Here is a 10,601-nt window from a genome sequence, read left to right as displayed (position 1 = left end):
TGTTTGCTCTGAGAACTACTCAGGTACTCCTCGATGATCGCTAGGCGTTCAAAATCGCTAGATGCTGCGGGCATAATCAATAGGAATTGGACTCCACCCACTGTCAACTTTTTTCAGTACACGACAGATCAAGATCGACAACGTACTCAAGAGCCAGGAGGAGGGCATACGGCTCTGACACCTCGTTCCTAGGCCTAGAGGTGGCCTCCCCTGCCTCGCCTCTTGAGGCGAGGGGGGAGCTCCCCACAAATAATGAGGGAGCAGAGGGCAATATCCCCACAGAGGGCGATTGTAGCCTCGACGCATTCGTCGTACCTTTGTACATCGTATGTCTAACTCAAAGAACTACAGGACTTATGCGTAAACTATTCGGCAAGCTACACCTCTATCTAGGCATTCCGCTGGGGATCTTCATCACCATCGTTTGTCTCTCAGGGGCTATCCTCGTCTTCAGAGAGGAGATCAGAGAGCTCACCCACCCCGAGCGTTACTTCGTCCCCTCGTCCCCTCAGACCGAGGCCCTCCCCCTAGACGACCTCGTGCAGAGGGTCGAGAGAGAGCTGGGCGGCGACCCCGTTACCTCGATCACCATCCCCCGAGACCCTCAGCGGACCCTACAGATGCGCACCAAGGGCGGCGGGCGCACGACCCTCTACATCAATCCCTACACGGCAGAGATCCAAGAGATGGCCGAGCGCAGCTCCTCAGACTTCTTCTCCCAGGTAATGGCCCTGCACCGCAGGCTACTGGGCGAGCGGGGAGGCATCGGGCGAGAGATCGTAGGCTACTCGACCCTCGGGCTCGTCCTCCTCTTGATCACGGGCCTAGTGCTCTGGTTTCCTCGCTCCAAGCGACAGCTCAAGGCCTCGCTCACCATCAAGACCTCGGCCTCTAGGCAACGTCTGTGGAGGGATTTGCACAACGTCCTCGGCTTCTACCTCACCCTCGGCCTGCTCGTGCTGGCTCTGACGGGGCTCTATTACTCCCCAATCCAGTGGGTGCGGGAGGGCATCAACAGCCTCACCGCAAGCTCCGAGGGCGAGACGCATCCTCGCCAGGGTGAGCGCAGGCGAACACATGGTCAGCCCCCCAGCGAGACCCCACACTTCGAGCATTGGCAGCGAGCCCTCGACCAGCTCCGAGAGCTAGAGCCCAAAGCAGCGAAGATCACCCTCGAGCCCAGCGAAGCCTCCGTCTCCCACTACGACGGATGGGGCACGACACGAGCCTCTAACGAGTATGCCATTGACCCCCAAACGGGACTCGCTACCCTCGTCCAACGCTACAGCGACCAGCCCCTACAGGCCAAGGTTAGGGGCTGGATCTACACCCTGCACGTGGGTGCATGGGGTGGCATCTGGTCCAAGCTGCTGACCTGTGCCATTGCCCTACTCGGCTCTAGCCTACCGATCACAGGATATTACCTCTTCGTCATCAAAAGGAAGCGTCGCAAACCCTCTACACGGTAGACATGATCAACACTCCAAGCGAGGTCATTGACCTCACGCACAGCCTGGCCTCGAAGAAGCTACACACCCCCTGGGGGCAGCTCTTCATCCTCGGGATGCTTGCGGGAGCATACATAGCCATGGGGGGCTTGCTCTCCAGCCTCGCCGCAGCAGGCCTGGGCGGCTGGGCGACGAACAACCCCTTCCTGCCGAAGCTGCTCGCAGGGGCTACCTTCCCCGTCGGGCTGATGCTTGTCATGCTCGTGGGGGCAGAGCTCTTCACCGGCAACACCTCCTACCTCATCCCTGCTACCATACAGGGTTCTATTCCTCGCACCTACTTCCTCAAAAACTGGGCAGTGGTCTACGTCGCCAACCTCGTCGGGGCATTGCTCTTCGATTACTTCCTCGTTTGGCGTACAGGGGTGATGCAAGCCCCACACTATGCCGACTATATCCGCCATGTGGCCGAGTACAAGGTCTCGCTCGAATGGGATGTCGCCTTCCTACGAGGCATCGGAGCGAACTGGATGGTCTGCCTGGCCGTATGGCTCGGCTTCTCCTCGTGCAGCATGATCGGGCGGCTCATAGGGATCTGGTGGCCTGTCATGGCTTTCGTCGCCATCGGCTTCGAGCATTCGGTGGCCAATATGTTCTACATCCCCACAGGGATGCTCCACGGGGCGGAGGTTAGTTGGACTGACTTCTTTTGGAACAACCTCCTACCTTCAACCCTAGGCAATATCGTCGGAGGAGCTCTACTCGTTGGGACACTCTATGCCTACCTCTACGGGCAAAGAAAGGGCCGGCAGCAGCAACATATAGCCTAGAGTCGTGCCAAAATGGCAGCCCAAGAGACTTTGGCACGGCTGTTGTATTGCCTATGACGTATCCTCTTGATTCGAGGGGTGCGTCATAGGCAGTATTCATCATAAATAAAGTATAAGACTTATGAACATCAAACCACTTGCAGACCGTGTACTGGTCAAGCCAGTCGCAGCAGAAGAGAAAACCGTCGGAGGGATCATTATCCCCGATAGTGCCAAGGAAAAGCCCGCCAAGGGCGAAGTATTGGCCGTAGGCCGAGGCACCAAGGATGAAGAGATGATCCTCAAGGCTGGCGACATCGTCCTCTACGGCAAATATGCTGGCACAGAAATCGAACACGAAGGAGAGAAGTATCTGATCATGCGTCAGAGCGACATCCTGGCAACCCTCTAAGGCGTGCCCCTCAAAATCATCTGCATTCACAGCTAATTAGGACATTACAAAACCATGGCAAAGGAAATTAAATTTGATATGGAGGCCAGAGACCTCCTCAAGAAAGGTGTAGATTCCCTAGCAAACGCCGTTAAGGTAACCCTCGGCCCTAAGGGACGCAACGTAATCCTCAGCAAGAGCTTCGGAGCTCCACACATCACCAAGGACGGAGTCTCCGTGGCCAAAGAGATAGAGCTCGAGTGCCCCTTCGAGAACATGGGCGCACAGCTCGTCAAGGAAGTGGCTAGCAAGACCAACGACGATGCTGGCGACGGAACAACTACAGCGACCATCCTCGCCCAATCCCTCATCAGCGTAGGACTCAAGAACGTTACCGCTGGAGCTAACCCTATGGATCTGAAGCGAGGCATCGACAAAGCCGTCGCCAAGGTAGTCAGTGAGATCCGCAGCATGGCCCGAGAGGTCGGAGACGACTTCGAGAAGATCGAGCATGTGGCCAAGATCTCCGCCAATGGCGATGAGCATATCGGTGCACTCATCGCAGAGGCTATGCGTAAGGTGAAGAAAGAGGGTGTTATCACTGTCGAAGAGGCGAAAGGGACAGAGACTACCGTCGAGGTCGTCGAAGGGATGCAATTCGATCGTGGCTATAGCTCCCCATACTTCGTTACCAACAGCGAGAAGATGGAGGCCGAGCTAGAGAACCCCTACATCCTCATCTATGACAAGAAGATCAGCGTCCTCAAAGAGGTGCTCCCCGTCCTCGAACAGACGATACAGACAGGTCGTCCACTGCTCATCATCGCCGAAGACATCGAGAGCGAAGCCCTGGCTACCCTCGTAGTCAATCGCCTACGTGGTAGCCTCAAAGTCTGCGCTGTCAAGGCTCCAGGCTTCGGAGATCGTCGCAAGGCTATGCTACAGGACATCGCAACGCTCACAGGTGGTATAGTCATCAGCGAAGAGACTGGTCTCAAGCTCGATGCCACAACCTTAGACATGCTCGGTAAGGCAGAGAAGGTAACTGTGGATAAGGACAATACAACTATCGTCAATGGAGCAGGCGACAAACAGGCCATTGCAGACCGCATCGCACAGATCAAGGCTCAGGTCGAGCACACTAGCTCGGACTATGACCGAGAGAAGCTCCAGGAACGTCTTGCTAAGCTCGCTGGGGGCGTAGCAGTCCTCTACGTCGGCGCAGCTAGCGAGGTAGAGATGAAGGAGAAGAAGGATCGTGTCGATGATGCCCTCAGTGCTACTCGTGCTGCGGTAGAGGAAGGTACTGTACCTGGTGGTGGTACGGCTTACATCCGCGCTATCGCTGCTCTCGAAAACCTCAACGGAGCTAACGAAGACGAGAACACCGGTATCGAGATCGTTAAGCGTGCGATCGAAGAGCCTCTACGTCAGATCGTGGCCAACGCTGGCAAGGAAGGTGCTGTCATCGTACAGCGTGTCAAGGAGGGTCAGGCGGACTTCGGCTACAACGCTCGCACGGATCGCTTCGAGTCGCTCTATGCCTCTGGCGTAATCGACCCAGCGAAGGTTACCCGAGTGGCTCTAGAGAATGCAGCCTCGATCGCTGGGATGTTCCTCACGACCGAATGTGTCATCGCAGAGAAGAAGGAGGAGAACCCTGCCCCAGCAATGGCCCCTGGGATGGGTGGGATGGGCGGCATGATGTAAGAGCCCCCACACTCCGAGAATACAAAAGCCATCGGCCGAAGTCCCCATAGGGGTGCTTCGGCCGATGGCTTTTGTATTGGGTCGTCGTCTCAAGGGGGGATTAGCCCAGGAGTAGCTGCTCGATCTTCTCTCTCAGCTCTGCTCTACCCATGACCCCGAGCATGGTCCTGGGCTTCGTGTCGCTAGGGCGGGCGAAGAGGAGCGTAGGCACTGTACGGATGTTGTATAGAGCTGTAAGCTCCTCATCTTGATCTATATCTACCTTATAAATCTCGATACGGCCATCATATTCCTCGGCCAGGGCATCCAAATGAGGTGCTAGAGCCTTACAAGGACCGCACCACTCGGCATAGAAGTCTACAATAATGGGGAGGCTATGGCGAGCTGCCCAGCCCTCGGGATCGGTGTCTACGTCGTGCAAGAGGCTTACAAAGTCAGCCTTGGAGATAAGGGTTACCTTCATAGTTTAAGTTGCTTAGTCGATGAGTTGTTCGTGTCTTTACAACTCCCTCGCCTTCGTTTTGGTTCGCAGTGCCGTGCTTAGAAGTCCAAGAGACGATACCTCTGGCGCACCTGGCTCATGGGGATTAATTCCTGGAAATGCCACCACTCGAGCTTATAGGGGCGCATCCCAGCCTGGCGCATCACCTCGATCAGCAGGCGACGGTTGGCCCGCACCTCGGGCTTCATCTTGCCTGCCTTGATCCACCGCTCTTCGTCGCCTACGGTTGCCTCTGGGCCTAAGTGGTCAAAGGGTGTACCCATATCGAGCAGTTGTCCTCTATCGTCCACAATACTGAGGTCTACGGCCACGCCATAGTTGTGCCGACCGCCCTTGGAGGCTGGGGCTACATACTTGGCCAAGGGAGTCCCCTCGACACGTCGGCGCATCTCTCGCTGCACGCTCTGCGGACGGGCAGCGTCAAAGACGATGAGGCGGTAGCCAGGCCTCAGCCGAGAGAGCAAGCTCTGCGCTCGGGCAACCCTACGGGCAAAGCTGGGCTCGAGGTAGGCTCGCTTGAGGCCTCGATAGAGGAGCACCCCGGTGAAGTTGTCCGTTGTGGCATACTTGAGGTCCACTCGGATCTCGGGCGAGAGCTGCTGAAGGTCTACCATGCCATAGGAGCGCATCAGGGAGTCGAGGTCTCTGCTCTCTCTAGAGCGAGCAGAGAGCGAAGGACTGAGGAGCAGCAGGATAAGGATGATGAGCGATCTCTTCATCTTCGGGTGCAAGGCTGTAGGGCTAACGCTTCATCGCTCGATCCATCTGCCTACGATCCTCTCGCTCTCGGATAGAGGCTCTCTTGTCGTAGAGTTTCTTACCTCGAGCAGGGGCAATATCGACCTTCGCCAGCCCTCGATCGTTGATGAAGAGCCTGGTGGGGATGATGGTAATCCCTGGGGTCTGTGCATAGTCTTGGAGCTTGCGCAGCTCCTTGCGATTCAGCAGGAGCTTGCGGTCTCGGCGAGCATTGTGGTTGTTGTACGAACCGTAGAAATACTCGGCGATATTGGCGTTCTTGAGCCAAAGCTCTCCATTGTGGAAGTAGCAATAGGCATCGACGAGACTTGCCTTGCCCCCACGAAGCGACTTGATCTCCGTCCCCACAAGGACGATGCCTGCGGTATAGAGATCCAAGAGTTCGTAGTCGAAGCTGGCTCGCTTGTTTTTGATAACGACGCTGCGCTGTATCTTTTCTTTCATTGTCTTTGCGAGTTAAGGGGGATAGGCCGGCGAAGGCTTCAGGGCTACCTCGGGGCTTTGGGCCAGAGGCCTAGGGCGATGACGACGAAGGCGAAGTTGGGCAACCAAGCAGCTAGCCAAGGGCTCATGCTGCCGCTGATAGCGAAGGTTGCCGCAGCCTCCGAGAAGAGGATGTAGCTAAAGCTCAAGCCAAGGCCAATGGCGATGTTGAAGCCGAGCCCATTCTTCATCTTTTTGGCCGAGAGTACCGCCCCGATGAAGGTCAGGATGAAGGCCGAGAAGATGGCGGCATAACGCTTGTGCAGCTCAATGGCGAAGAGCTTCACATCACCGACCCCTCGGGAGCTTTGCTTGTCGATGTAGCGAGAGAGCTCGGGCGAGGTCATCTTCTCTACATCCTTGGCTGAGATAAGAAAGTCCTCGGGGTTCACTCGGATGATGGTGTCCAGCGAGAGGCCCACAGAGTCTCGCTCCGTATGTCCATCGAAGTAGCGAATACGGTATTCCTGCAAGCTCCATCGATAGAGCGTATCATAGATAGCTGCACGAGCCGTTAGGCGACTGCGTAGCTCTCGCCCCTCATAGCTATCGAGGGAGAAGCCTGTACCTGTCTTATTCTCTCGATAGAAAGCATTCATGAAGAGCACCACATTAGGTTCGACCTCGAGCTGCACGCCCGAGGCGTACATCACGTTTTTATTTCGGAAATATTTGTTCTCGAAGTCAATACGTACCTTATTACCTGGAGGGATGATGAAGTTATTGAGTACAAACGATAGGCCTGCGATGACCGAGGCAGCCACGAAGTAGGGCAAGAGCATCCGTCTGAAGCTCATCCCACTGGCCATCATGGCAATGATCTCGCTATTCTCTGCCAGCTTGGAGGTGAAGAAGATCACCGAGATGAAGACAAAGAGCGGGCTGAAGAGATTGGCGTAGTAAGGGATGAAGTTGAGGTAATAGTGGAAGACGATCTCGTAGAGCGACACCTCGGGGCGAAGCAGGTCGCTCATACGCTCATTCATATCGAAGACCACCGAGACGGAGATGATCAAGATGATGCTGAAGAAGAAGGTATTCAGAAACGTCCGAATGATGTACCGATCCACCCGCCCCAGCGAGGGGAGGTGTAGCAAGCGGGCGATCCGCCCCATGAGATGCCTTAGGCTCTTGATCATCTCTGGCTCTTGGGCTGGGGTTAGAGACGGTGAGACATGCTGCGCACCATCTGCTCTTTCCACGAGGCAAAGTCGCCCGAGATAATATGCTCTCGGGCCTCACGCACGAGGCGCAGATAGAAGGCCAGGTTGTGTATCGAGGCGATCTGTAGGCCCAGGATCTCATCGGCACGGATGAGGTGGTGCAGATAAGCCAGCGTGTACTGCTGGTCTACGAACGAAGTTCCCTCGGGGTCGATCGGGCTAAACTCTCTAGCCCACTTGGCATTGCGAATATTGATCGTTCCCCGACTGGTGAAGAGCTGCCCATTGCGCCCATTACGGGTAGGCATGATGCAGTCGAACATGTCTACACCCCGAGCGATATTCTCCAAGAGGTTGATCGGCGTCCCCACACCCATCAGATAGCGGGGCTTGTCTTGAGGCAAAATGCTGTTGGTCAGCTCGACCATCTCGTACATCTTCTCGGTCGGTTCGCCCACGGCCAGCCCACCGATGGCATTACCCTCTGCCCCAAGCGAGGCAACATGTTCGGCCGCCCTCGCCCTCAGATCGGGATAGACACAGCCCTGCACAATCGGGAAAAGGCTCTGATGATAACCATACAGCGGTTCGGTCTCTCGCACACGAGAGATGCATCGGTCGAGCCAACGCTCCGTCAGAGCAAGTGAGCGAGCAGCATACTCGTAGGGGGCATCCCCTGGGCAACATTCGTCGAAGGCCATGATGATGTCCGCCCCGATCACCCGCTCGATGTCCATCACCCGCTCAGGGGAGAAGAGGTGCTTCGAGCCATCAATATGAGAGCGGAAGGTTACGCCCTCCTCAGTGATCTTGCGATTCTCCGCCAGGCTAAAGACCTGATAGCCCCCACTATCGGTGAGGATCGGCCCATCCCAGCTGTTGAAGCGATGCAGCCCACCAGCCTCACGCAGGATCTCGAGCCCAGGACGCAGATAGAGGTGATAGGTATTGCCCAGGATGATCTGTGCACCGATGTCCTCTCGGAGCTCGGTCATATGAACGGCCTTGACGGAGCCGACAGTCCCCACCGGCATGAATATAGGGGTTTGAATCACTCCGTGATCGGTAGTGATCTCTCCAGCACGAGCGGATGTGCCCATGCAGTTATGTTGCACCTTGAAGGTTAGCATACGTCGTATAGTCTAATGATAGCGTTCACTCCCACTCGGCTGGGCTACATGGCCTGCCGACGGAGCGCACACAAAGATACACATTCGCCCCCAAAGCCGCAGCGAGCGACAATCTATCGGCTCGATCCCGAGGGCCTCAATAGCCTCTCAACAGGCTGTCTACTCCCTGAGGGGGATACGTCCTCGAGAGTGCCTCCTGGGAGATCTAGATAGGAGCGCAATAGAGATCCAAATAGGATCTCCATCGAGGGTTAAGTAGGAACTCAATAGAGGTATAAGTAGGAGCACAATAGAGATCCAAATAGAACCTCCATCGAGGGTTAAGTAAGAACTCAATAGAGGTATAAGTAGGAGCACAATGGAGATCTAAATAGAACCTCTATCGAGGGTTAAGTAGGATCTCGTATAAGGGCCAGTGGAGGACTCTACTGCAATCCCTCCGAGAGCTCCATCAAAACCCCATCAAGATCTCAAGGGACGGCCCATAGCAGATGTAGCCGAGCTCCTAGTAGGGAGCTCGACTACAGGGCCAAGCGCATTGCACATTACCATGGACAATGCGCAATTATTTGGTTCTTACAGAGGTTCACTGTAAATTTGCACACCTGTGCAGTTTTGAGGAGCTTCCCTCGAACCTTAACCCGCATATTAGAACGTTTATGAAGAAGTTAATCATCTGGAGCATCATCCTATTGAGCTCCTGGCAGGCGTATGGACAGCGTACTCTGAGCATAGACAGCTGTCGTAGCCTTGCGCTCTCGGGCAATAGAGAGCTAGCCATAAGAGGCGAGCAGCGCATCGCAGCACATAACCAGCGCAAAGCGGCCTTCACGAGCTATCTGCCCTCCCTCTCAGCCAGTGGTAGCTACATCCGCAATCAGAAAGAGACCCAGCTGCTCTCGGACGAGGCCAAGCTTCGTCTACAAAACATCGGTACAGGGACTATGCAGGGCCTTGCACCGAATATGGCACAGCTGGCCCAAACCCTGCAGGCGATGGCCATGGCTCGGCCCGATCTCGCTCCCCTGCTCAAGCAGATGGGGCAGATGAGCCAGCAGTTCGGCCTCTCGCTCGCCTCTCAGCTCAATGCCTCGGGAGCGTCGCTCGTCGAGGCCATGCGCACCGATACCCGCAATATCTTCCTCGGGGCACTCACCATCACACAGCCGATCTACATGGGTGGGAAGATCCGAGCTTACAATCAAATCACTCGCCATGCCGAGCAAATTGCCCTCGAGCAAGAGCGTGCAGGCAAACAAGAGGTCGTTATGCAGGTGGATCAGGCCTATTGGCAGGTCGTTTCACTGGCCAATAAGAAGAGATTGGCAGAGAGCTACCTCCAGCTACTGCGCAAGCTCGAGAGTGATGTACAGCACCTCATTGCCTCGGGCATCGCTACCAAAGCGGACGAGTTGACTATCCGTGTCAAACTCAACGAGGCAGAGGTCTCCATGCTCAAGGTCGCCGACGGCCTTACCCTCTCCCGCATGCTACTCTGTCAGCTCTGCGGCCTCCAGCTAGACGAGCCCATCCGTCTCGTAGACGAAGACCTCAACCAACTCCCTAGACCAGAGTATCATCTCAGTAATGGTGGCCTCGACGAGGCCTATCGGGATCGCCCCGAGCTGCGCAGCCTCGAGCTCCTGCACAAGCTACAGAGGGAGAAGGTCGATCTAGCTCGAGCCGAATATCTCCCCTCACTGGCCCTTGTGGGCAATTATGTCGTGAGCAATCCCTCCCTATACAATGGATTTGAGAATAAGTTCGGCGGAATGTGGAATGTCGGCGTTACGCTCCGAGTGCCCCTATGGCACTGGGGACAAGGTCTCTACAAGGTGCGAGCCGCCAGGGCAGAGGCTCGGGCTGCAGGCCTTAGGCTCGATGAGGCTCGCTCCAAGGTAGCCCTGCAACTCGACCAAGCAAAGCTCAAACTCTCTGAGGCGAGCAAGCTCGTCCAGCTCTCCGAGAGCAATATGGACAAAGCCGAAGAGAACCTACGCCATGCCAATCTCGCCTTCTCCGAGGGGATGATCCCGATGACGAGCGTACTCGAGGCGCAGACTGCTTGGCTCTCGGCCAAGTCCTCCAAGATCGATGCGATCATAGATTACCGCCTAGCAAGTATTTACCTGAGCAAGGCCCTCGGGCGGCTCGCCGAGTAAACTACCCCCGAAACATCATTCACCATCCAAGAGTATATCACATC

Annotated in this window: 10 protein-coding genes; 5 read left to right on the top strand and 5 right to left on the bottom strand. The window is 55.9% G+C overall.

From position 1 onward, the window contains the following. The first annotated feature begins 356 nt into the window (after positions 1-356). From HQ37_RS04820 to groL, 4 genes are all read left to right on the top strand, one after another. A complete protein-coding gene (locus HQ37_RS04820) occupies positions 357-1,469 on the top strand; it encodes a PepSY domain-containing protein (protein WP_036881178.1) in 1,113 nt (370 codons plus the stop codon). Positions 1,470-1,471: 2 nt separating this feature from the next. Next, positions 1,472-2,278, top strand: coding sequence for a formate/nitrite transporter family protein (locus HQ37_RS04815; protein ID WP_036881177.1), 807 nt, complete (start codon positions 1,472-1,474; stop codon positions 2,276-2,278). Between the two features lie 121 nt (positions 2,279-2,399). Then, a complete protein-coding gene (locus tag HQ37_RS04810) occupies positions 2,400-2,669 on the top strand; it encodes a co-chaperone GroES (protein WP_036881176.1) in 270 nt (89 codons plus the stop codon). Between the two features lie 54 nt (positions 2,670-2,723). Then, positions 2,724-4,358 (top strand): chaperonin GroEL, encoded by a 1,635-nt coding sequence (gene groL / locus HQ37_RS04805; protein WP_036881175.1) that lies wholly within the window; start codon positions 2,724-2,726, stop codon positions 4,356-4,358. A 100-nt stretch (positions 4,359-4,458) separates the two neighbouring features. Here the strand turns inward: groL and HQ37_RS04800 are convergent, their stop codons facing one another. From HQ37_RS04800 to tgt, 5 genes are all read right to left on the bottom strand, one after another. Continuing rightward, the gene (locus HQ37_RS04800) at positions 4,459-4,821 is read right to left on the bottom strand and encodes a co-chaperone YbbN (protein WP_036881174.1); all 363 of its coding nucleotides are present in this window, start codon (positions 4,819-4,821) and stop codon (positions 4,459-4,461) included. Positions 4,822-4,898: 77 nt separating this feature from the next. Continuing rightward, positions 4,899-5,579: a M15 family metallopeptidase gene (locus tag HQ37_RS04795; protein WP_036881173.1), complete on the bottom strand. Its 681-nt coding sequence runs from the start codon at positions 5,577-5,579 to the stop codon at positions 4,899-4,901. Positions 5,580-5,601: 22 nt separating this feature from the next. Further along, on the bottom strand, positions 5,602-6,063 hold the full coding sequence (smpB, locus tag HQ37_RS04790; RefSeq protein WP_036881172.1) for an SsrA-binding protein SmpB: 462 nt from the start codon (positions 6,061-6,063) through the stop codon (positions 5,602-5,604). Between the two features lie 44 nt (positions 6,064-6,107). Next, positions 6,108-7,217 carry an LptF/LptG family permease gene (locus tag HQ37_RS04785; protein WP_052080766.1) on the bottom strand — a complete coding sequence of 370 codons (1,110 nt, stop codon included), beginning with the start codon at positions 7,215-7,217 and terminating at the stop codon, positions 6,108-6,110. A gap of 44 nt (positions 7,218-7,261) precedes the next feature. Then, positions 7,262-8,395 (bottom strand): tRNA guanosine(34) transglycosylase Tgt, encoded by a 1,134-nt coding sequence (tgt, locus tag HQ37_RS04780; RefSeq protein ID WP_036881171.1) that lies wholly within the window; start codon positions 8,393-8,395, stop codon positions 7,262-7,264. A gap of 659 nt (positions 8,396-9,054) precedes the next feature. Here tgt and HQ37_RS04775 point away from each other — a divergent pair. Then, positions 9,055-10,557, top strand: a complete 1,503-nt coding sequence (locus tag HQ37_RS04775) for a TolC family protein (RefSeq protein WP_036881169.1) — start codon at positions 9,055-9,057, stop codon at positions 10,555-10,557. Positions 10,558-10,601: the final 44 nt, after the last annotated feature.

It is taken from the genome of Porphyromonas sp. COT-239 OH1446 (assembly GCF_000768875.1).
Classification (GTDB): Bacteria; Bacteroidota; Bacteroidia; order Bacteroidales; family Porphyromonadaceae; genus Porphyromonas.
The sequence above is the reverse complement of the archived record's forward strand: the minus strand, read 5'-3'. Positions and strand labels throughout refer to the sequence as shown.

Excerpts from the sequence above, each read along its gene's own strand:
- HQ37_RS04800 (WP_036881174.1), bottom strand. The coding sequence starts at position 4,821 with ATGAAGGTAACCCTTATCTCCAAGGCTGACTTTGTAAGCCTCTTGCAC.
- HQ37_RS04810 (WP_036881176.1), top strand. The coding sequence starts at position 2,400 with ATGAACATCAAACCACTTGCAGACCGTGTACTGGTCAAGCCAGTCGCA.
- HQ37_RS04820 (WP_036881178.1), top strand. The coding sequence starts at position 357 with ATGCGTAAACTATTCGGCAAGCTACACCTCTATCTAGGCATTCCGCTG.
- smpB (WP_036881172.1), bottom strand. The coding sequence starts at position 6,063 with ATGAAAGAAAAGATACAGCGCAGCGTCGTTATCAAAAACAAGCGAGCC.
- HQ37_RS04785 (WP_052080766.1), bottom strand. The coding sequence starts at position 7,217 with ATGGGGCGGATCGCCCGCTTGCTACACCTCCCCTCGCTGGGGCGGGTG.
- HQ37_RS04815 (WP_036881177.1), top strand. The coding sequence starts at position 1,472 with ATGATCAACACTCCAAGCGAGGTCATTGACCTCACGCACAGCCTGGCC.
- tgt (WP_036881171.1), bottom strand. The coding sequence starts at position 8,395 with ATGCTAACCTTCAAGGTGCAACATAACTGCATGGGCACATCCGCTCGT.
- HQ37_RS04775 (WP_036881169.1), top strand. The coding sequence starts at position 9,055 with ATGAAGAAGTTAATCATCTGGAGCATCATCCTATTGAGCTCCTGGCAG.
- HQ37_RS04795 (WP_036881173.1), bottom strand. The coding sequence starts at position 5,579 with ATGAAGAGATCGCTCATCATCCTTATCCTGCTGCTCCTCAGTCCTTCG.
- groL (WP_036881175.1), top strand. The coding sequence starts at position 2,724 with ATGGCAAAGGAAATTAAATTTGATATGGAGGCCAGAGACCTCCTCAAG.